Below are 20,418 nucleotides of genomic sequence, written 5' to 3' on the forward strand. Positions count from 1 at the left end.
TTACACCGCAGAAAGCAGAAATTAGATTGCAGAAACATCACTGTTACATACTTCTTCTCAATTCTGCCGTCTGCTAACTGATTTTTACTCAATTATCTGTTTTTCCAGAAAATAATTCACAATGGCTTCTTTCATCAACACCGATTGTTCCCCTGCTTTCAATGGCGGAAGCTGTTCCTTAACCTTGTAATGGGGCCAGCCCTCGTTGTCGAAAAATTCAAATTCGTAGTAACCGTAAGGCTCTAACAAGCGGCAAATGGCGATGTGCATCAAATTTACCTTTTCGTCTTTTTTAAAAGAACGGTTGAATTGCCCTAATTCCTGAACACCGATCAGATAAATTATGGCATCCAAATCAAGAATATCACCTTCTGCGAATTGATTGGAAAGTATGTTGACCACTGTTTCCCAGCGGGATTTTAATAGTTCGTCTCTTGACATTTTTTAAATTATGAGTTATGCGTTAATGAATCATGAATTCACTTGTCACAAAATTTTTACGCAAAGATACTAAGTTGAAAACTGACAATGGAAATCTTAACAAAGTCTTTTCCATTTATACGCCTCTTTTCGCTTTTTACTATTCCCTTATCCCTCCTATTCAACCCATTCTTTTATCTTTGCGCCTCACTTATTTCAACATTATGCGTTTTATAGATATCATTTTGGCTGCAATTCTGGTTTTTAGTGTGATTAAAGGCATCCGAAATGGTCTTTTCGTGGAATTAGCCTCCTTGATTTCTCTGTTTTTAGGAATTTACATAGCGATTAAATTCTCCTATCTGGTTCGTTCAACCGTAGGAAGTGTGGTATCCTGGTCGCCGAAGACCATTCAGGTTACCGCGTTTATTTTAACACTGATCGTTGTGGTAGTGGCTATTCATTTGTTGGCCAAAGCTTTGACCGGTATTGCAGGTTTTGCCGCAATGGGTTGGCTGAATACTATAGGAGGCGGACTTTTTGCCACAATAAAGACGGTTTTATTGCTAGGCGTTGTATTATCCATGTTTCAAAAAGTGAACTTTAACAACATGCTGGTTTCCAAGGAAACCCAGGAAAGCTCATTGTTCTTTAATCCAATGGTGAAAACATCCGGATTTTTATTGCCGGTTTTAACCGATTGGTTCAGCAATCTGAAGAAACGTATTTAGAATTACTTCAGCTCTCGAATGGCGTCTTTTTCAATCCAGCCTTCAGTTTCATCGGTAAGTTGAATTTTTTTCCATTTGTCGTGATCTTCCAAAATGAATACTTTGGCACCTTCATGTAAGACAAAGGCTTCCGGCGCAGATGATTTTGGTTCGCTTTTCACGGAAGTTGCTTCGGCAAAAACTATCGCCGGACGTTCGCTATTGTAATTCTTTCGTTCTGTTATGGCTGCAGCGATGCTTATCAGGATAACCACCAAAGAAAGCACCATCGCTACGAAAAACGAACGTTTCACTAACGAGGTTCCCCCAAAATAATAACCGATAAAAAACAACAGAAACAAAGCCGAAAAACCAGTGGCTATTCCCGCCCAGGTATCATAGTGAAACACATCCAGCAAATCGCTCAGCATTTTGGAAAAACCTACTTTGGGCACTACTTTAATTTCGTCGATGGCCATTTTCTGAGCAAACTTCAGGTTGGTCTGAATTTCAGCATCATCAGGACTTAACAAAAGTGCTTTTTCATAATTGTATACCGCGGGCGCTACTTTATGCAGTTTGTAATAGGAATTTCCCAAATTAAAATACAGTTCGGCCGACTGTTCGCCGGATTTCAGAATCCCTTCATACAAAACCACGGCATCCTGATATTTCTCTTTGCGGTACAGTTCGTTTCCTTTCTCAAAAGCCGTCTGAGCAAAAATCGTCTGAGCAACCAATAAAACCAGGTAGAATAACTTTTTCATCGTTTTCAAAATTAAATCTGTTTACTCAAATCGGAAATCACACTTACTGCTTTATCATAATCCTGCTGCATTGCCACACTCGTGGACGGCGCGTAACGGGCGAATTCGCAGTTATCCATTAAACTCATGAAATCACTGATTGTTTCCGACTGTGCTTTCTTGGATTCCAGTAACTCCTGAATATTTTCCTTACTCATTTCAGAAGTTTCAATATGCAGTTTCGCCTTCAGGAAATTGTGCATTGCGCGCTCCATAGCATCATAGAACGGTTCTTTGTTCCCCAATTGCCTACTTGCTTCCGAAAGGAATTTTTTGGCCAATTTGTTTGACTGACGGATTTTATTTCCTGCCACATCACTATCGATCGCTTCTTTTTTCTTCTTAGCCAATACAATTACCGGAATGACTAAGAGCGGTGCAAACAAAAGCGTATAGAATAAGGTTGAACCAAGAAAATCATCCCTGCGGATCGGCGATAATTCCGTTTTTGATTTCACAAAGGCAAACTGATCGCTTTTGAGAACGGATTGTTTTTCTGCCAAAGCCGTTTGATCCGCCGAAGCAGGCAGTTGTCCTTCCATTACATTGATTCGGATCTCCTCAGAAGTAATGGTTTTATATGCTTTTGACGTCAGATCAAAATAACTGAATGTCAAAGGTTTTATCGCATATACTCCTTTGTATTGCGGTACGATCGTATAAGTATCTGTAATTGTACCCTGCGAACCGGTCAAAGGCGTAGTCACGTCTTCCTGATGTTCCGGATCGTACATTTCCAAAGCACTTGGAACAACCGGTTTTGGAAGGGTAAACAGTTTCATGTTCCCTTTTCCGGTCGCACTTACTGTCAGTTGCAATGACTCGCCCGCTTTCAGTGTGGTTTTGGAAGGTTTCACTTTGAAATCAAAAGCCCCTACAGCTCCAGTAAAACTCTCCGGTTTCCCCGCTTCCGGTAAGACTTTCACAAAAATAGACTTTGCTCCTGCGGACACGGTTTTCACTCCGTTCGTAATTTCCATTCGTCCGAAAATATCGCGTCGGCCTGTGGGAGCTTGCATTGTTATGTCCAATTTTAACGGCTCAATCAACAATTTTCCTGTTTTTTGCGGGTACAAAACGGTTTTCCGAAGCACTACATAACGATAATCTTCACCTTTGTATTTACCCATTTGAACCGAAAGGTTTTTAATATCAATGGCCTGACTCCAGAAATTATTGTATTTTGGACTTGCCGTCTCGCGGAAATCACTCACGCTCACATACGGACTTACATACAATTTATAAACAGCAGTGATCGGCTCGTTCAAATACGGATTATTATTGGATATTTCAGCCACCAAATGGATACCCTCTGCGTCCTTTAACTGCGGAGGCAATTGTTGCTGCTGCTGTTGTTGTTGTTGTTGACGTCTTCGCTGACTTCCGAAGATAATGGCAAAAGGGTCTTCTTCCTCCTCCGGCTCCGGTTGTGTCACGGCATTTCCGACCGTAACTTTTACCGAATTGGTTTTATATATTTTACCGGCTATTTCTATCGAAGCGGGTTTGATAACAAAAGTTCCTTTTTTAGTGGGTATCAAAAAGAAAGAATAGGATTTGCTGAACGATTTTCTGCCATTCACCCAAGAATAGCTCACCGACTGATTGGGTCCGCCTAAAATACGGAATGCCTCAAAAGACGGCGCTTCAAAATTATCCCCGTCGTCATTCATAGTAAAATCGATGCGTAATCGTTCATTGATTCCGATAGTGTTCTTACTCACCGTGGCTTTGAATTCCACCTGAGCGAAGACCGACTGTACGGCCAGCAACAAAAACAGAATGAAACTCTTATTTTTCATCAATTTATTTTCTTTTATAAACTCAACTTGCATTATTCTCACTCCGATTGATTACCAATCTTTTTCATTTTGGGTCGGCCTGCCTTTGACTTCCTTACCCTTCATTTTTTCCTGAACTTTCTTCTCTTCATTATTCACAGCCTCCAGCATATTTTCCATACGCTGTTTGGATGCACCGCTTGGCTGTGGTTTCTGAGGTTGTTTATCCTCATCGCCTTTACCTTCTTTTTTGTCAGGATTTTTAGGGTCGTCTTTTTTGTCCTGGTTTTTATTCTGTTGGTCCTGCTTCTGCTCTTTGTTCTCTTTAGGCTGTTGCTGATCCTGCTTCTGATCCTTATCTTTATCCTTGTCCTTCTTGTTGTCGTCTTTTTTAGGAGGATTCTCTTTTAATTTTTGCTTCGCCAAAGCATAGTTATAACGGGTTTCCTCGTCATTTGGATTATTGCGCAAGGCATTTTTGTACGCTTCCACTGCGCCCTGATAGTTTTTTTCCGTCATCAACACATTCCCTAAATTATGATAGGCTTTGTGTTTCTGTTTCTTGCCTTTAGCGTTTTCGATGGCTTCAAGGTAAGAATGTTTTGCCTCGGCGGGTTGTTTCTGACGGTAAATCGCATTACCTAAATTATAGGACGCTGTAGCTCTGCGCGGATTCTGAAATTGGGAAACACGGTAATCGGCTTCCGCTTCCGCGAACTCTTTTTCGTTAAACTCCTCGTTTCCTTTCGGCAGGTTTTTATCTTTCTTTTGAGCAGAAAGACAAACGCCAAACAACAAAAAAGTATATAAAATTAAATGCTTCATCGTTTATTATCTTTTCTCCTCATTAAATAAATTCAGTCTTCTGACCCATTTTGTTCTGCGTTCCAAAAAGAAAACGTCCGCAAGTAATAATACGAAAGCAAACCCTAAAAACCATTGGAACTGTGATTCAAAGTTGGCGATCTGCTGACTTTCAAAATCAGTTTTCTCTAAATTATCCAATCCATTTTTCACATACTCGAGAACATTTTTGGTATTCCCTCCGAAAACATAACCACCACCGGCATTTTTCGCGATGGTTTTCAGTGTTTCCGGATATAATTTCGTGATAACGGTTTCTCCCTCACGGTCTTTTTTGAAACTTTCGATCACGCCGTTATGACGCAACGGAATTGGTCCTCCTTTTTCAGTTCCTATACCAACCGTGATTACCTTTATTTTCTTGTCTTTGATTTCCTCCAAAGCTTCTTCAAACCCCTCTCCGTGGTCTTCTCCGTCGGACAACATGATGATCAACTTGCTGGTTTGCGGATCGTCAAAATACGAACTTGCCAATTTCAAAGCTTCCCCTAAAGCAGTTCCCTGAGATGAAACCATATCGGTATTCATGCTTTGCAGGTACATTTTGGCTACGCTGTAATCTGTGGTTATCGGCAAAACCGGGTAAGCACTTCCGGCATAACCAACAATTCCAACACGGTCGCTTCCCAATTGATTGATGATTTGCGAAACTACCTGTTTGGTCTTTTCCAATCGGTTTGGCGCAATATCTTCCGCCAGCATACTTTTCGATATATCCACGGCGAAAACGATATCCACACCCTGACGTTTCACGGTTTCGATCTTTGTTCCGATTTTCGGATTTACCAACCCCAAAATCAACGCCGACAATCCCAATAATACGACCACAAGCTTCAAAAACGGCTTGAATGTCGATCTTTCGGGACTTAATTGTTTCAGCAATTCCGAATCACCGAATTCTCTTTGCTTTTTTCGCTGCCAATATAAATTGATCAGGAAAAGCGCCAGAAGAATCGGCAGAATAGCTGCCAAATAAAAATATTTCGGTTCGTCTAATTCAAAATTTTCCATCATTACTTATATAAAGCCTCTAAACAAGGTCTTTCTTAACAATAATTCCAAACTCAGCAAACCAAGAGCCATAAATCCGAACAACCTGTATTTTTCATCGTAATTATAGAAACGCTGTTCCTGTACTTCCGTGGTTTCCAATTTATTGATTTCACTATAAATGTTTTCCAAACTTTTGTTGCTCGTGGCCCTGAAATACTTTCCGTCGGTCATCTGGGCGATTTCCTTCATAAGTTTTTCATCGATTTCCACTTTCATCATGCGGAATAAAAACTGTCCGTTAGGCGCAATGGAATAAGGGAACTCTGCCATGCCGTTGGTCCCGATTCCGATGGTGTATACTTTTATTCCGCATTCCTTGGCAATTTCCGAAGCCATTCTCGGATCGATAAATCCGGAATTGTTTACCCCGTCCGTTAAAAGGATAATCACTCTACTTTTAGCTTTGCTGTCCTTTAAACGGTTTACCGCCGTAGCCAATCCTACTCCGATACCGGTTCCGTCCTGAAGCAAATTATCATATTTGACACTGTTCAAGGCATCCAAAATAACTGCCTTGTCGCTGGTTACCGGCGTTTTGGTATAACTTTCGGCCGCATAAACCACTAAACCGATACGGTCGTTCGGGCGTTGCTCCACGAATTCGGAAGCTACTCTTTTCAAGGCTTCCATACGGTTCGGTTTTAAATCTTTGGCCAGCATACTTCCCGAAACGTCGATTGCCATAACAATGTCGATTCCGCGTGTCGTTCTGGATTTATTCGTTACATCCGTAGATTGCGGTCGCGCCATGGCAACAATCAAAGCACTTAAAGCTAAAATCCGCATGACAAACAATGCCGGTTTTAATTTCGGCAACACCGATTTCGCCACTTTAAATCCTTTAAGCGAACTGACTTTCAACGTTGCGGATTGTTCTTTTCGTTTCCAAAAAAACCAGGCAAGAGCCATCGGTACAACCAAAAACAGCCAAAAGAATTCCGGATTTGCAAACGTGATGTTCTTCATTATTGCGCTGCTTTTCTAAGTTCAACTGATTCTAAAATTCGGGCGGTGATTTTGCTTCCAAATTCATCACCTTCTTCATGCATGGTAAATACCTGTTGTAATCCTCCGTCCTGACTGAACATTACAAATTCGTAATAGGCTTTTTTGGATTTTTTCGTGATTTTGTCAAGCCAGTTCATGGTACCATAGGCTTTTCGTCCGGACAGTCCTTCACCAGTATTGAAATCTTCGGTTTTCACGATAATATCCTGAGCCCCTTTGGCTTCCAATGCCTGCAAACTACCCTCAAGCGATTTATCCAGATCCACTTTGGTCTCCTTTTTATATTTGAAAGTAGATACGGCCACGTAATAATCATCGAAATAATCGCCAAATTCGAAAATCTGCATCTCTTTCATCATGGCCATAGTGGATTTTGGTAATTCCTTTTCATTATCGATTCGCTTCAAAACATTAGGCGTTGCAATGATCACGCCCGGATTTCCGTATTCGCTGGTAATCCAATCCTGATCGTACAATTCCTGGTTGGAACTTCCGAACAGATTTCCCTTGGCTAATACAAATCCAAGAACCAGGAAAAGCGCAACACCTGCAGCGACACCATAAATCGTATTACGTTTTCTGATTTTCGCGCGTTTGAGTTCTTCCTGCTGTCGCTCGTAATCCGATTCGCTTTCTTCCTCCTCGATTTCCTTTGGAAGGGCCTTGTCGATCGTTAAAATGATACTTTCTATGTTTTTACGGTCTTCGATAATTTCAAAATCCATCGGTTTGGATTTCGCGAATTTTACCAGATCGGCATTTTTCAGGATTTTTTCGAAGGTTTCCATCGTCTCCTGGCGAATGCCCATTTTCTTCTTCATTGATGCCTGTTTCATGGCCTCTAAAAGCTCACCGGTCGTACTTTCCATGGCCGGAATATGAACCGTTTCTTCGATGTAAGTACGCGTAATATCTGTCATTTCCGAATAATACGCTTTCACATCTCCGTGCTGCAACAATGATTTTTTCTCCAAACTCTGTAATAAAGTAGTCGCTTTTTCAATCGGAGAAGCATAAACAATCACTTCCTCTTTCGGGCGGTTCTTGTATTTTATATAAAGCTTATAACCTGCAAATACTAATCCGCCTAAAAGCACTATTCCCAATAAATACCACCAAAAATTAGAGGAAGGATCCTTAACCTCAACAATCGGTTTGATGTCGTACATTTTCTGTTTCAAGGTATCGACAACAACATTATTGACTACAATTACTGCCGAATCCGACAGGAATTGTTTATTTCCGATCAACACCGGAATTCTCGGCAGCACATAACGACCGGAGTCGAATTGTGTCAAACCGTATTTTTTAATGAATTCGTAAGTGGCATCTTTCTTAATCGTGTCTATCGGATAGGATTCCAGTACTTCCAATGCTCCGAAGCTTTTGCTTTCCGGGAATGCGACACGGGTTTCTTTGGTTCCTTTTACCTTTAAAGTCAGATTGAACTGCGAACCAATTTTAATTTTGGTCGAGTCGACACTGGTTTGCACCGGTTGTTGGGCAAAACCCAAGGTTGCCATCAGTAAAAAAAGGAATATGTATCTTTTTCTGTTTGTCATTTTTGTCACTACTTGTACTAATTCGCAACCAATTATAATTATCTCGATTTAAAATAGCCCAGCAATTTGGTTACGTAACTCTCATCTACCCTTGTGCTTACCGCTCCAGAACCGCAACGTGAAAATGTTTCATTAAAATATTTTACATTATTCAGGTAGTTTTTCTCGTATTCCATGCGTACCGATTTCGAATTGGTATTCACCGTCATGATTTCGCCGGTTTCCGCATCTTCCATGGCAACCATTCCGACATTCGGCATAGATTCTTCGCGATGGTCGTAAACGCGTACGCCTGTTACATCGTGTTTTTTTCCTGCAATTTTCAGTGTTTGTTCGTAATCACTGGTCATAAAATCGGAAATTACGAATACGATCGCTTTCTTTTTTTGAATACCGGACAGGAATTTCAGTGCCTGAGACAAATCGGTTTTTTTGCTTTGCGGCTTAAATTCGATCAGCTCGCGAATGATACGAAGTACGTGTGATTTTCCTTTTTTCGGAGGAATGAACAATTCGATCTGATCGGAAAACAAAATCAGTCCGATCTTATCGTTGTTTTGCGTCGCTGAAAAAGCCATGGTTGCCGCAATTTCAGTAACGATTTCGCTTTTCAGCTGATTTTTGGTGCCGAAACTTTCCGATCCGCTACAGTCTACCATCAACATCATGGTCAGTTCACGTTCTTCTTCAAATACCTTTACATAAGGCTCGTTGTAGCGTGCGGTCACGTTCCAGTCGATGGCACGAACGTCATCTCCAAACTGGTACTGGCGCACTTCGGAAAAAGTCATTCCGCGTCCTTTAAAAGACGTATGGTATTCGCCCGAAAAGACATGATCGCTCAGTCTTCGGGTTTTGATTTCAATTTTCCGTACTTTTTTCAGTAATTCTTTGGTATCCATATTTTTCAGAATGCAGAATGGAGATTTCAGGCTATAGTATTACACTGCCTACTAAAATCTTCCTACTGATTAAGGCACTTCAACTTCGTTAACGATTTTGTTGATGATGTCTACCGAAGTAACATTTTCCGCTTCCGCTTCATAAGTAATCCCGATTCTGTGACGCAATACATCATGTACTACGGCGCGAACATCCTCCGGAATTACATAACCACGGCGTTTGATGAAAGCATAACATTTTGCTGCCAAGGCCAGGTTGATACTTCCACGAGGTGATGCTCCGAAACTGATCAACGGTTTCAAATCCGCCAATTTATATTTTTCAGGGTAACGTGTTGCGAAAATGATGTCCAGGATATATTTCTCAATTTTCTCGTCCATATACACCTCACGAACGACTTGTTGTGCGCGTAAGATCTGGTCGATACTTACCACTTGGCTCACTTTTTCAAATCCGCCATTCAGGTTTTGACGTATTACCAGACGTTCGTCTTCCATTTTTGGATAATCGATAACCACTTTCAGCATGAAACGGTCTACCTGTGCTTCCGGTAACGGATAGGTTCCTTCCTGCTCCACCGGGTTTTGCGTAGCCATTACCAAGAACGGTCGATCCAATTTGAAGGTTTGTTCCCCAATGGTGACCTGTTTTTCCTGCATGGCTTCTAACAATGCAGACTGTACTTTAGCCGGAGCACGGTTAATCTCATCGGCAAGGACGAAATTGGCGAAAACAGGACCTTTCTTAATTGAAAAGTCGTTTACTTTCATATTATAAATCATGGTTCCCACTACATCGGCAGGAAGCAAATCGGGTGTAAACTGAATTCGGCTGAACGTACCGTGAACTGCCTGTGACAGGGTATTGATGGCTAAGGTTTTTGCCAGTCCGGGAACACCCTCCAAAAGAATGTGACCCTGCGCCAAAAGGCCGATAAGTAAACGTTCGATCATGGTTTTCTGACCGACGATTACTTTATTCATTTCCATTGTCAGAAGGTCAATAAAAGCACTTTCTCTCTCTATTTTTTCATTAATTGCCCTAATGTCCATAGTAGCTGTCGTATCTTCCATTTGCGTGTGTTTTTTGAGCCGTGAAATTAATAAGATATTTTAACACTGCAAATTGATAATTAATTTAGTGCTTAGTTGTTAACAATTGGTTAAAAAACAAAAGACAACCATGGTTTTGGCTGTCTTTTAATAAAATTTTCATTTCTTGTTAACTTATGGCAGGACAAGAGTTCCCATGTTGGTAATCTCACCGTTAACCACGACGACATTGGCAACTACCAGAACGGCATGACCGGAAGCCGGATCCGGTGTTAAAGTTACCGAATAAGTTCCCGATGGAATTCCGTTAAGCTGAAAAGCTCCGAAGGCGTCTGTATATGCCGAAACGGTTACTCCATTGACCTGAACGGATGCTAAAGTCGGCACGGTTATCGGTTCTACGATTCCTTTAATGGCTCCTGACATGGTTTCTGTGGTAACCCGGATCACCGGATGCAGATTATAGTTACCCGAACCGCCTGCTTCCACTACCACGGAATTCTGCACATCGAAATCCAAAAGGAAGTTATAAGTAAAATCCGGTTGCAATGTTTGATTGATTTGTAGTTTCAATCCGGATTGTTGGGCGCTCGGCGTATGCAAAGGGTATGTCACCCCGTCCTTTACCACAGTATTTTCGTCGCCCAGGATTAAGCGCATCTGGCTCAAGTAGCCGGATGGCACTAAATTATCCGCCAATATAACATTCACGCCTCCTGTTAAATCCAACAGGTTGTAAACACCAGGATTTATGTTACCGATGCTCACCCAGCCACCTTCCGGCGATTTGATCACCACGTCGACTACCTCAACGTTAACTTCATCGTAATCTCCCGGATTGTCCGTCATTCGAACCGTAATTTTTGAAGTACCACCGACTTCGGAATCATCATTGTCATTACAGCTTATTAAAAAAGCAGAGACGCAGGCCATTAGCAAAAATGCCCACCTGTAGTTTTTAAGGATTTTCATAGTAACTCTTTTTAGGTTATTTTAATGGGGTTGTAAATTTTAAAACGTTTCTTTTACCATTACCTTATATCTCTTAACAGAATTTTAACGACCTTTATACGAACCTTTGCACTATACCATAAACATTTTTCAGGATGATCAATAAGCGTCTTCTCATCAAAAATTTGCTCGCCCACAGTGACGAAAGTACTTTTTATGATAAAAAAAGACAGCTTAACCTGCACACTAAGGAAGGCAAGGCCAAGTTTTTGAAACACATTTGCGCGCTTTCCAATTCCAACCCGTTGAACAATTCCTATATCGTTGTTGGTGTTGAAGATCAAGACAATGAAATTGTGGGAGACGATTTCTTCGATGACAGCCGTATTCAGAATCTTGTGAATGCTTTTTTGGATAATCCGCCGAAAATCCAATATGAGAATGTTCCCTTTCCCAATCTTCCGAAAGACAAAGTGGTTGGATTGGTCACCATTAAACCCAATAATAAGATTTCTTCGTTTAAAAAAGGTATCCATACCATTGTCGCGCGCAGTGTTTTCTTAAGACGCGGCAGCTCGACCATGCCTGTGGAAACCACGACTGAAGTTTCGATGTCGATCAAAGCGAAGAACTTAAACGCCGAAACAGTCATCAGTATTGAAAACAACTCGCATAACAGCATTGCCCATACGCTGGAAAGCGTGATTGATTTTATGAACAACCGTCATCCGGACATGACTCCAAAATACAAAGTCTTTAAAGAGCTTTTTATAGTATGTTGGGCCGGAAATAAGAAAAAAATCCGCGAGAAAACGTTCTATTCCCGAGTGGATATCGAGCTTATCAACGAACAGGTGAAACTGTTTTATTCGGCCTTCGATGAAGTAACAGTGGAATATTCGGATAATGATTTTACAATTACCGAATATGTGCTATTGGGATTGAACGACCGAACCAGTTATTATCCGCTGGAGCAGGTAACGCTTCATTTTTATGAGAATGGCTATTACAAAATGGAAACAAAAATGCTTTTCGAACCGCCGCAATACAATCGAAAAATGCTGCATCACATCTATAATTCGAATTTAGCGCTGATTCAGAAACTTCAAAAGGGACTGAGTTTATCCGCAAGAGAAAGTAAAGATCTGGAAAACTTACCTTCCACGCTTATGATCTGTTACCTAAACGGTTTCGAAGAAGCGAAGCTGAAACTGATTGAAGCCAAACCGTATTTAAAAACTCTTGAAAACCAGATGGCGTACATTTACTTCAAGGAAACCATGCGGGTTTTACGTAAGGTTAAGTATAATTAGACGAGGTTGACCTCAGAATCCTAAATCTAACAAGTACCCGACACAGAAGCTAAATCAAGGCATGCTTTATTCTTTTTCGGCTTATAGTAATTCTTTTAACTTGCTGTAACCGGGTTACTTAATTAGATGTTTAACTCTGAAAAAATCTCAATTCTCTTACTTAAGAAATTAAAATCTACAGCAAATATAAAAAATATTTTGTAATACTTTTCTTTCATATTTGATAATTTCGATTGTTTTTAAGAAATTTGACTAAAATTAAGCACACAATGAGCAGAACTCTGGTAATCGGAGATATACACGGCGGGCTAAAAGCCCTGAAACAGATTTTGGACCGCGCGCACGTAACTACAAACGACCGACTGATTTTTTTAGGCGATTTTGTTGACGGATGGAATGACACACCTTATGTAATCGACTTTTTAATCGAACTGGAGAAAACTCACGATTGTACTTTCATTCAGGGAAATCACGAGGAAATGCTTTTGCTATGGCTTACGGAAGGTTATGACAACGAAGAATGGCGACTGCACGGAGGTCAGTCTACCGTTGACGTTTATGAAAAAATCGAAAAAGACAGAATTGAAGCTCACATCGAATTTCTCATCAAACTGAACGACTACTATTTGGATGAAAAAAACCGACTTTTCGTGCACGCCGGCTTTACCAGCCTAAAAGGAGTGGAATACGAATATTTCCGCGGGATGTTCTGGTGGGACCGTACGTTATGGGAAGCGGCTTTGGCGATGGACAAGACACTTTCGCGAAAAGATCTGTTTTACCCGAAACGAATGGCGCTCTACGAGGAAATCTTCATCGGTCATACACCCGTAACCCGAATCGGTTATTCGGTTCCGGTAAACCGCGCCAATGTTTGGAATATGGACACCGGTGCAGCTTTTAAAGGCCGTCTGACTATCATGGACGTCGATTCGAAGGAATTCTGGCAAAGCACTCCGCTACCCGAATTATATCCGGACGAAAAAGGTCGCAACTAATCACAATACCTAAATTAAAAACTAACTCAAATAAATCAATGAAACAATTATTAACCTTTTTGGCACTTACTTCCCTCACTTTAACTTACGGACAGGTTTTTAGCGGAAAAGGAGATCAAAAATTTCAAGTGGGCGGCAATTTTCAGGATCATGCGGCCGGAATCGTAACCTCTTTTGATTATGGCGTAGGACAAAACATCTCCATCGGTCTTAGCGCTACGTATTTAACCGGTGTTGATGGCGATGGTGCAGATTTTGAAGATCAAGCGGACTTAAGAGCGCGCTTTAACGCCAATATTGCCGATGTTTTCGGAATTGAACAAAAATTCGACATCTATCCCGGCCTGAATTTAGGTACGCGAAATTTCGGTGGTCATGTGGGCGCCCGTTATTTCTTTACCAAAGGTTTCGGACTTTTCTCTGAAGTAAGTTTCCCGATAAGCAGCTATGGCGGAAAACCGGAAGGCTACGAAAAACTGAACAATCAAGCTGTCTTTTATATTGGAGCCAGCTTTAATTTATAATCCATAAAAACAATTATCATGAGCGTAATAGAAAAAAAATTAAAAGACCGTAGTGATTCCAAATGTGAATTGTGTGGCAACCCACACGATTTGGTAGTATATAATATTCCGCCGGATTCGAAAGATACTTTAAACGACAGTATTTTGGCGTGCAAAACCTGCGTAGGACAGATTGAAAACCCGGAAACCACCGATGCTAACCATTGGCATTGTCTTTCAGACAGTATGTGGAGTGAGCATTTACCTGTACAAGTTGTTTCCTGGCGTATGCTTACCCGTTTAAAAAAGAACGACTTGCTGGATATGATGTATCTGGACGAAGAGGCTTTGGAATGGGCAAAAGCAACCGGGGAAGGTGACGAAGGCGAAGGTAAAATCGTTCACAAGGATTCTAACGGCAATATTTTACAGGACGGGGATTCTGTGGTGCTGATTAAAGATTTGGACGTAAAAGGCGCTAACTTTACGGCAAAACGTGGGGCTGCTGTTCACAACATCAAACTGGTTTGGGACAATGCCGAACAGATTGAAGGACGCGTGGAAGGACAATACATTGTGATCCTTACACAGTATGTGAAGAAGACGAAGTAATTCGGAGCAGTATATTTTTTTAAATCAAATTATATGAGAAACTATTTTTTAATTGCTTTATTGCTGTTAGGACACGTTATTAGTGCACAAAATGATAAGCCTTCCACAAATAGCGACAAGCTGAACGAAGCTTTTAAAATTCAGGAAAATAATTGTGCCCAACTGGAGCAGTTGTTGCTTAAAAATACGGCGGCCTCCAGAGCAAATAAGCCCAAAGACTATAATTCCCAAAACAATGATTTTTACAAGGAATTGATCGGGTTATATACCAACTTTAAAGCCGCACACAAAAGTTTTTGGATAGCTGATTTGTCATCAGAACAACTTACCTCCATAGAAGTATTTTATAAGGCCAAATTGGCTAAATTAGACTCTTTATATGGTTTACGGGATAAGTCCCTGCGAGTGGGCATCCTAACTGACAATCCCGAAAACATTTTGAAATCGGGTCAGATAAATCCCGGTCCCGATGAATCTTACAGCGAGCCCACACATGAGAATTGCAAAACAGCAAACAAAAAGCCCGAGGAAAGTTGTGTGAGTTTCCTGTTTCGAAGAGCTATTGGGAGACAATATAACGTTCCGGAATTCCGGTTTTCCGAAGAAGGAATAACTACTGCCCTTATGGTACAATTTGTAATCACTAAAAATGGCGAACTTGTGTTAACCGGTATTCCGAAATCGTCGAAATATTTCGAATTCGAAATGGAGGCACTTTTAGCCATTGAAAAATTTGCGAAAAACAACAAATTTACACCCGCGGTTTCAAACGGAAAACTCGTGAACGTACAGTACACCTGTCCGATTAACATTGCAACAGCCGGAATATAAAGCAAGCCCTTTTATTCCGGGACAAGTTGAACTACAACCGTTTGAGGAATCACATGGCAAACATCCGAAGAAACTTTTATTGTTTCCGAAGTATAGGTCTGATAACCCGATTTTGAAACCGTCAGTACATAATTCCCTTTTCTTTCCCAGGCTCCTGAAAAAACATCAGTCCCCGGGAACAGTTCCAGTGTTTCGGAATAAGTTCCATCTCTTGCTACCACAATCACTCCTTCGGTCAAAACCGCATTGGTCAGAGCATGGCGAACCGTGACGTTGAGTCCGGCTTTCGCTTCCTGAGTGCAATTTATCTGGCCGTCATCGTCATTATTGCACTGATTTGCCATCAGAAAAGGAAAGAAGCAGAGTAAAAGCAGATATTTTTTCATCGTGAACAAGTTTCAATTCTTAAATAAAATTGCATAAAAAAACCGACTTATGAAAGTCGGCATTTCTTTATTTTAAAGTTAAATCAATTTTCAAGGTTCCTTTTTCATCTGGCCTGTCGGTTATGGATGGAAATTCGCTCCAAGATTTCATTTCCGAAGTTCGAACCATCGTGATTCCTTTGGGATCCTTTTTGAAAATAATATTGAAATTAGATTTTTCCGTTTTCTCCAACTTCCGAAACCCAACAAAAAGTTGTTTTTCATTAGAAATTTCTAAAGCAGAAACATCGAGAATAATCTTTCCCTTATCAAAATCCTTTACGGTAAAAAGCAGCTCTTCTTCCAAAAGTCTTTTATCCGGCTGATTGTCTTTAACGGTAAACAACAGCAATTCAAAATCGGCCGTTTTATATTCCATCTGCATCATGGCATCAAAAATACTTCTATCGTTAAAATAAAATGTCACGGATTGTAATTGCCCGGACGGTATATTATCCAACAAACTGACTATTTGAAAATCTGCCCCGAAACCACTTCTAACCGTACCTTTTCCTGGCGAAACGTATTTTATCTCCTTCTTGTTGTTTTTCTGAATGATTACCTCTTTCAAAACGATCGTATCCAAAGAAACTGTCTGGGCAAAACTTCCAAAAGAAAATAGTATGAAAACAATAAGATAGCGCATATTTTAAATTTTGAATTTCAAAGATAGCCAAGCTTTTGTAGTAAAATTTCTAAATTTTTGTTAATCTTCACAGTGCTAAAACAAAAAGAGCCGGATACTAATTACCCGGCCCTTTTCAACTAAATTATCCTATTTTAAATCAAATTTGATTACATCTACCAAACAGCCTTATATACTTAAAAGTCTCAAAATCACTATTGTTGCAAATTGCTGTTTACAGAAGATTTTATTTTTAAGAATTTGTTTTCTTTATTAAATTGCCAAACTTATCTATCTCTGAACCACAATTTGTGCAAGTATAGCCACCCCATAAAAATTGTCTCCAATTTTTAGGGAATCTAAAGTAGTTTTGTACAAAACCACACTGGCCACATTTCACCTTTTTTAAATATATAAGAAAATTTTTCATAGTTGTCTTTTTTAAAATGGCCACCAACTTGTATAACCTAAATGTTCTCTGATTCCAGTAGCCGAGGAGCTTACATAAGCTAAGTAAGGTCCTTCTTAAAATTTTTACGAATCTAAAAAAAAGACAAACCCTAGCACACAAAATTGCGTTGTTTTATGATTTTCGCACAACAGATAATTTCACATTTAGATTGTGTTTTCCCAACAAATTGGCAACCATCAAAAAATTATAAAAAAAAGGGTTCAGAAATTCTGAACCCTTTTACTATAAATGTGTAAACCCTAATTAAAAAGCAAACTGAATGCCTTGTGCCAACGGAAGCGCTGTTCCGTAGTTAATCGTATTGGTTTGTCTTCTCATGTAAGCTTTCCATGCGTCAGATCCTGACTCACGACCACCGCCAGTTTCTTTCTCTCCACCGAAAGCACCGCCGATCTCTGCACCGGAAGTTCCGATGTTTACGTTGGCAATACCACAGTCTGAACCGGCAGCAGAAAGGAACAACTCCATTTCTCTCATGTTGTTGGTGAAGATTGATGATGATAATCCTTGCGGCACGCCATTTTGCATTGCGATCGCTTCTTCGATTGTACTGTATTTCATTACATACAATACCGGAGCAAACGTTTCGTGCTGTACGATTTCGAATTCGTTTTTCGCTTCGATGATACATGGTTTTACGTAACATCCGCTTTCGTATCCTTCACCTTCCAATACACCGCCTTCCACGATTACTCTTCCGCCTTCTTCTTTCGCTTTTGCGATTGCGTTTAGGTAATCCTGAACCGCACCTTTGTCAATTAGCGGACCAACGTGATTCGTCTCATCCAAAGGATTTCCGATTTTCAACTGTCCGTAAGCGTTTTTCAATACGTCTAACGTTTTATCGTATACACTTTCGTGGATGATCAGACGACGGGTTGAAGTACAACGCTGACCTGCAGTTCCAACCGCTCCGAATACCGCTCCTACCAATACCATTGATAAATCAGCGTGTTCTGAAACGATGATCGCGTTGTTACCACCTAACTCAAGGATAGTATTTCCGAAACGGGAAGCCACTACCTGAGACACGTGACGACCGATTCTTGTAGAACCTGTAAACGATACCAAAGGAATACGTTTATCGTTATTGATCAAATCACCGGATTCGTTACCAACCACTAAACAGCTGATTCCTTCCGGAAGATTATTTCTTTCCAATACGGTTTGGATAATATTTTGACAAGCTACACCACATAAAGGTGTTTTAGAACTTGGTTTCCAGATACAAACGTCACCACAGATCCAAGCCAACATAGAGTTCCAAGACCAAACGGCTACCGGGAAGTTGAATGCAGAGATGATCCCTACTACTCCAAACGGATGCCATTGCTCATACATTCTGTGCATCGGACGCTCAGAGTGCATTGTCAATCCGTATAACTGACGTGACAATCCTACTGCGAAATCACAGATGTCGATCATTTCCTGAACCTCTCCCAAACCTTCCTGAAGGCTTTTTCCCATTTCAAAAGAAACAAGTTTCCCCAGTGGTTCTTTATATTTTCTAAGCTCCTCTCCCATTTGGCGAACGATTTCACCACGTTTTGGAGCCGGCATCAAACGCCATGTTTTGAACGCTTCTTCTGCAGCGCTCATCGCTGTTTCATAATCTTCTTTAGTAGAAGACTTAACTTTTCCGATCAATTCACCTGTGGCAGGAGAATATGATTCGATTATTTTTCCGTTAGAAAACCAGGTAGAACCTGTAGAAGTTCCCTCATTTATCTCTTTTAAGCCTAATTGTTGCAAGGCTTCCTGAATACCAAATTGGTCTACTGCTGTTGTTGTCATTATTTATAGTCTTCTGTGTTTTTTAAATTTTTGCAAAGTTACGCTTTTTATCAATGTTTTATAACAAAAAATACGTTAAAACAAATTTTTCTTCTTAAAAAGAAACACCCCGATTCCCGAAATCACAATCGAAACCGCCAAGACGATCCAAAGACCGAAGCTGTTGTTTTCCAGATTATTAGGAACATTCATACCATAAAAACTCGCTACCACGGTCGGAATCATTAAAATGATCGATATCGAGGTCAGTCGTTTCATGATCACATTCAGATTATTGGAAATCACCGAGGCATATGCATCCATCATTCCAGTAAGAATGTTGCTGTAAATGTTCGTGGTTTCTTCGGCCTGACGCAATTCGATTTCCACATCTTCCACCAACTCCGGATCGTACGTTTCTTTGAAATTCTTCAGGTTTTTGATCCGATGGAACAACACTTCATTACCCTTTAATGAAGTAATGAAATATACTAAACATTTTTCAATCTGAAGCAATTGCTGTAAATCTTCGTTTCGGATGGATTTCTCCAGGTTGTCTTCCGCGGCTTTGATAAGGAGGTTGATCTGCTTCAGGTATTTCAGAAACCAAATGCTCGAAGAAAGCAGAAGTTTCAGCACCAGATCGAAAGGATCTTTTATTCCCGCCTTTTTGCGTTGGGTGTAAATCACAAAATCCTCCAGCAGTTCGCATTCCTGAAAACACAGCGAAACAAATACATCATCTTTGAACATCAGTCCGATAGGAGCCGTATTGTAAGGCAGTTTTGCATCATTTGTCTTAAAGGGAACGCGGAGAATAATAAGCACCCAGCCGTTTTCGATTTCGATACGCGGGCGTTCGTCAATATCTTCAATGTCGTTGTAGAACGCTTCGGGAATCTGCAGTTCTTCCAACAGATATCGGGTTTCTTCCTGGTTTGGGCTAACTGCACTGATCCAGCAGTTTTTTCCCTGAATGTCAGTCGAAAACAATCCGTCCTGACTTTTGTAAAATCTAATCATAAAAGTATGTGCCTGTTTGGGAAAGGCTCTTTATGATTCAAAAGCCAATCCTTTAATTACTACTGTTCCTCAGATAACTGTCCATCTTTTTTTGGAAATTTTTTGCGAAAGTATTGACTTTTAGTGAAATAAAACTTAATTATTTCTTAATTGTGAACCTTGGATCCGTTTCCATAACGGTACCGCATTCAGAACAGGTGCGTAATTCTTCCGAATTATAAAAATGCTGAAAATGAGGCAGGAAGTCCTTTTCGATATCCTTCAATTCGAAATACACTTCATATAATTTATGATTGCAGTTGTCGCAATGCCAAAGCAATCCGTCGGTAAAACCTTTGCCGGCACGTTTTCTTTCGATTACCAATCCGATCGAACCTTCGCTCCGCACAGGTGAATGCGGAACACGACCGGGATGTAGATACATATCACCAGCTTTCAGTTCCATTTCCTTGCGTTGGCCACCTTCCTGGATTACGACTTTTATGTTTCCTTCCAGCTGATAAAACAACTCTTCGGTTTCATTGTAATGATAATCTTTTCGGGCATTAGGACCTGCGACTATCATCACGATATAATCGTCAGAATCCACATAAATATTCTTATTGCCAACGGGCGGTTTCAGCAAATGTCGGTTTTCGTCAATCCACTGATTGAGGTTGAAAGGTTTTTGAACTGCCATAATCTGATCTTTAGCTCCGCTAATTTACAAAAATAAAAAGCCGACTCTCGCCGG

Annotated in this window: 21 protein-coding genes; 6 read left to right on the plus strand and 15 right to left on the minus strand. The window is 40.5% G+C overall.

Annotated elements, in window-relative coordinates; genetic code table 11:
- Window positions 1-84: 84 nt before the first annotated feature.
- Window positions 85-441, minus strand: coding sequence for a hypothetical protein (locus AC3E9U_RS15200; protein ID WP_488747777.1), 357 nt, complete (start codon window positions 439-441; stop codon window positions 85-87).
- 32 nt (window positions 442-473) lie between these two features.
- On the opposite strand from AC3E9U_RS15200, the gene AC3E9U_RS15205 reads away from it, so the two are divergent.
- Window positions 474-1,151 carry a CvpA family protein gene (locus tag AC3E9U_RS15205; RefSeq protein WP_488747778.1) on the plus strand — a complete coding sequence of 226 codons (678 nt, stop codon included), beginning with the start codon at window positions 474-476 and terminating at the stop codon, window positions 1,149-1,151.
- 2 nt (window positions 1,152-1,153) lie between these two features.
- On the opposite strand, the gene AC3E9U_RS15210 is transcribed toward AC3E9U_RS15205, so the two are convergent.
- The 9 genes from AC3E9U_RS15210 to AC3E9U_RS15250 form a co-directional block, all read right to left on the minus strand.
- Complete coding sequence (locus tag AC3E9U_RS15210) at window positions 1,154-1,897, minus strand: tetratricopeptide repeat protein (protein WP_488747779.1); 744 nt, start codon at window positions 1,895-1,897, stop codon at window positions 1,154-1,156.
- Window positions 1,898-1,908: 11 nt separating this feature from the next.
- Entirely contained in the window at window positions 1,909-3,738 is a 1,830-nt protein-coding gene (locus AC3E9U_RS15215) for a BatD family protein (RefSeq protein ID WP_488747780.1), read from the minus strand.
- A 51-nt stretch (window positions 3,739-3,789) separates the two neighbouring features.
- A complete protein-coding gene (locus AC3E9U_RS15220) occupies window positions 3,790-4,542 on the minus strand; it encodes a tetratricopeptide repeat protein (RefSeq protein WP_488747781.1) in 753 nt (250 codons plus the stop codon).
- 6 nt (window positions 4,543-4,548) lie between these two features.
- Window positions 4,549-5,595 (minus strand): VWA domain-containing protein, encoded by a 1,047-nt coding sequence (locus AC3E9U_RS15225; RefSeq protein ID WP_488747782.1) that lies wholly within the window; start codon window positions 5,593-5,595, stop codon window positions 4,549-4,551.
- Between the two features lie 3 nt (window positions 5,596-5,598).
- Complete coding sequence (locus AC3E9U_RS15230; protein ID WP_488747783.1) at window positions 5,599-6,600, minus strand: vWA domain-containing protein; 1,002 nt, start codon at window positions 6,598-6,600, stop codon at window positions 5,599-5,601.
- Window positions 6,600-8,204 (minus strand): hypothetical protein, encoded by a 1,605-nt coding sequence (locus AC3E9U_RS15235; RefSeq protein ID WP_488747784.1) that lies wholly within the window; start codon window positions 8,202-8,204, stop codon window positions 6,600-6,602. Before AC3E9U_RS15235 ends, AC3E9U_RS15230 begins: the two co-directional genes overlap by 1 nt.
- A 38-nt stretch (window positions 8,205-8,242) precedes the next feature.
- Window positions 8,243-9,106, minus strand: coding sequence for a DUF58 domain-containing protein (locus AC3E9U_RS15240; protein WP_488747785.1), 864 nt, complete (start codon window positions 9,104-9,106; stop codon window positions 8,243-8,245).
- Between the two features lie 69 nt (window positions 9,107-9,175).
- On the minus strand, window positions 9,176-10,180 hold the full coding sequence (locus AC3E9U_RS15245) for an AAA family ATPase (RefSeq protein ID WP_488747786.1): 1,005 nt from the start codon (window positions 10,178-10,180) through the stop codon (window positions 9,176-9,178).
- Between the two features lie 153 nt (window positions 10,181-10,333).
- Window positions 10,334-11,131 carry a DUF4382 domain-containing protein gene (locus tag AC3E9U_RS15250; RefSeq protein WP_488747787.1) on the minus strand — a complete coding sequence of 266 codons (798 nt, stop codon included), beginning with the start codon at window positions 11,129-11,131 and terminating at the stop codon, window positions 10,334-10,336.
- Window positions 11,132-11,265: 134 nt separating this feature from the next.
- Here AC3E9U_RS15250 and AC3E9U_RS15255 point away from each other — a divergent pair, with 134 nt between their 5' ends.
- From AC3E9U_RS15255 to AC3E9U_RS15275, 5 genes are all read left to right on the plus strand, one after another.
- Window positions 11,266-12,423: an ATP-binding protein gene (locus AC3E9U_RS15255; protein WP_488747788.1), complete on the plus strand. Its 1,158-nt coding sequence runs from the start codon at window positions 11,266-11,268 to the stop codon at window positions 12,421-12,423.
- Window positions 12,424-12,692: 269 nt separating this feature from the next.
- Window positions 12,693-13,421, plus strand: coding sequence for a metallophosphoesterase (locus AC3E9U_RS15260; RefSeq protein WP_488747789.1), 729 nt, complete (start codon window positions 12,693-12,695; stop codon window positions 13,419-13,421).
- Window positions 13,422-13,459: 38 nt separating this feature from the next.
- Window positions 13,460-13,945 carry a DUF6646 family protein gene (locus AC3E9U_RS15265; protein WP_488747790.1) on the plus strand — a complete coding sequence of 162 codons (486 nt, stop codon included), beginning with the start codon at window positions 13,460-13,462 and terminating at the stop codon, window positions 13,943-13,945.
- Between the two features lie 18 nt (window positions 13,946-13,963).
- Window positions 13,964-14,536: a PhnA domain-containing protein gene (locus AC3E9U_RS15270; RefSeq protein WP_488747791.1), complete on the plus strand. Its 573-nt coding sequence runs from the start codon at window positions 13,964-13,966 to the stop codon at window positions 14,534-14,536.
- A 33-nt stretch (window positions 14,537-14,569) separates the two neighbouring features.
- Window positions 14,570-15,367 carry an energy transducer TonB gene (locus AC3E9U_RS15275; protein ID WP_488747792.1) on the plus strand — a complete coding sequence of 266 codons (798 nt, stop codon included), beginning with the start codon at window positions 14,570-14,572 and terminating at the stop codon, window positions 15,365-15,367.
- Window positions 15,368-15,378: 11 nt separating this feature from the next.
- On the opposite strand, the gene AC3E9U_RS15280 is transcribed toward AC3E9U_RS15275, so the two are convergent.
- From AC3E9U_RS15280 to AC3E9U_RS15300, 5 genes are all read right to left on the minus strand, one after another.
- Window positions 15,379-15,753: a peptidase associated/transthyretin-like domain-containing protein gene (locus AC3E9U_RS15280; protein ID WP_488747793.1), complete on the minus strand. Its 375-nt coding sequence runs from the start codon at window positions 15,751-15,753 to the stop codon at window positions 15,379-15,381.
- 67 nt (window positions 15,754-15,820) lie between these two features.
- On the minus strand, window positions 15,821-16,438 hold the full coding sequence (locus AC3E9U_RS15285) for a hypothetical protein (protein WP_488747794.1): 618 nt from the start codon (window positions 16,436-16,438) through the stop codon (window positions 15,821-15,823).
- Window positions 16,439-17,132: 694 nt separating this feature from the next.
- On the minus strand, window positions 17,133-18,683 hold the full coding sequence (gene amaB, locus AC3E9U_RS15290) for an L-piperidine-6-carboxylate dehydrogenase (protein WP_488747795.1): 1,551 nt from the start codon (window positions 18,681-18,683) through the stop codon (window positions 17,133-17,135).
- Between the two features lie 75 nt (window positions 18,684-18,758).
- Entirely contained in the window at window positions 18,759-19,685 is a 927-nt protein-coding gene (locus AC3E9U_RS15295) for a magnesium transporter CorA family protein (RefSeq protein ID WP_488747796.1), read from the minus strand.
- Window positions 19,686-19,824: 139 nt separating this feature from the next.
- Window positions 19,825-20,364, minus strand: a complete 540-nt coding sequence (locus tag AC3E9U_RS15300) for a 3-hydroxyanthranilate 3,4-dioxygenase (protein ID WP_488747797.1) — start codon at window positions 20,362-20,364, stop codon at window positions 19,825-19,827.
- Between the last annotated feature and the right edge of the window lie 54 nt (window positions 20,365-20,418).

It is taken from the genome of Flavobacterium sp. 21.1 (assembly GCF_057801535.1).

What these genes read in the sequence shown, in the direction of transcription:
- AC3E9U_RS15270 (WP_488747791.1), top strand. Translation starts at nt 13,964, where the DNA reads ATGAGCGTAATAGAAAAAAAATTAAAAGACCGTAGTGATTCCAAATGT.
- AC3E9U_RS15200 (WP_488747777.1), bottom strand. Translation starts at nt 441, where the DNA reads ATGTCAAGAGACGAACTATTAAAATCCCGCTGGGAAACAGTGGTCAAC.
- AC3E9U_RS15210 (WP_488747779.1), bottom strand. Translation starts at nt 1,897, where the DNA reads ATGAAAAAGTTATTCTACCTGGTTTTATTGGTTGCTCAGACGATTTTT.
- AC3E9U_RS15245 (WP_488747786.1), bottom strand. Translation starts at nt 10,180, where the DNA reads ATGGAAGATACGACAGCTACTATGGACATTAGGGCAATTAATGAAAAA.
- AC3E9U_RS15280 (WP_488747793.1), bottom strand. Translation starts at nt 15,753, where the DNA reads ATGAAAAAATATCTGCTTTTACTCTGCTTCTTTCCTTTTCTGATGGCA.
- AC3E9U_RS15255 (WP_488747788.1), top strand. Translation starts at nt 11,266, where the DNA reads ATGATCAATAAGCGTCTTCTCATCAAAAATTTGCTCGCCCACAGTGAC.
- AC3E9U_RS15300 (WP_488747797.1), bottom strand. Translation starts at nt 20,364, where the DNA reads ATGGCAGTTCAAAAACCTTTCAACCTCAATCAGTGGATTGACGAAAAC.
- AC3E9U_RS15220 (WP_488747781.1), bottom strand. Translation starts at nt 4,542, where the DNA reads ATGAAGCATTTAATTTTATATACTTTTTTGTTGTTTGGCGTTTGTCTT.
- AC3E9U_RS15230 (WP_488747783.1), bottom strand. Translation starts at nt 6,600, where the DNA reads ATGAAGAACATCACGTTTGCAAATCCGGAATTCTTTTGGCTGTTTTTG.
- AC3E9U_RS15265 (WP_488747790.1), top strand. Translation starts at nt 13,460, where the DNA reads ATGAAACAATTATTAACCTTTTTGGCACTTACTTCCCTCACTTTAACT.
- AC3E9U_RS15250 (WP_488747787.1), bottom strand. Translation starts at nt 11,131, where the DNA reads ATGAAAATCCTTAAAAACTACAGGTGGGCATTTTTGCTAATGGCCTGC.
- AC3E9U_RS15235 (WP_488747784.1), bottom strand. Translation starts at nt 8,204, where the DNA reads ATGACAAACAGAAAAAGATACATATTCCTTTTTTTACTGATGGCAACC.
- AC3E9U_RS15285 (WP_488747794.1), bottom strand. Translation starts at nt 16,438, where the DNA reads ATGCGCTATCTTATTGTTTTCATACTATTTTCTTTTGGAAGTTTTGCC.
- AC3E9U_RS15295 (WP_488747796.1), bottom strand. Translation starts at nt 19,685, where the DNA reads ATGATTAGATTTTACAAAAGTCAGGACGGATTGTTTTCGACTGACATT.
- AC3E9U_RS15205 (WP_488747778.1), top strand. Translation starts at nt 474, where the DNA reads ATGAATTCACTTGTCACAAAATTTTTACGCAAAGATACTAAGTTGAAA.
- AC3E9U_RS15275 (WP_488747792.1), top strand. Translation starts at nt 14,570, where the DNA reads ATGAGAAACTATTTTTTAATTGCTTTATTGCTGTTAGGACACGTTATT.
- AC3E9U_RS15215 (WP_488747780.1), bottom strand. Translation starts at nt 3,738, where the DNA reads ATGAAAAATAAGAGTTTCATTCTGTTTTTGTTGCTGGCCGTACAGTCG.
- AC3E9U_RS15225 (WP_488747782.1), bottom strand. Translation starts at nt 5,595, where the DNA reads ATGATGGAAAATTTTGAATTAGACGAACCGAAATATTTTTATTTGGCA.
- AC3E9U_RS15260 (WP_488747789.1), top strand. Translation starts at nt 12,693, where the DNA reads ATGAGCAGAACTCTGGTAATCGGAGATATACACGGCGGGCTAAAAGCC.
- AC3E9U_RS15240 (WP_488747785.1), bottom strand. Translation starts at nt 9,106, where the DNA reads ATGGATACCAAAGAATTACTGAAAAAAGTACGGAAAATTGAAATCAAA.
- amaB (WP_488747795.1), bottom strand. Translation starts at nt 18,683, where the DNA reads ATGACAACAACAGCAGTAGACCAATTTGGTATTCAGGAAGCCTTGCAA.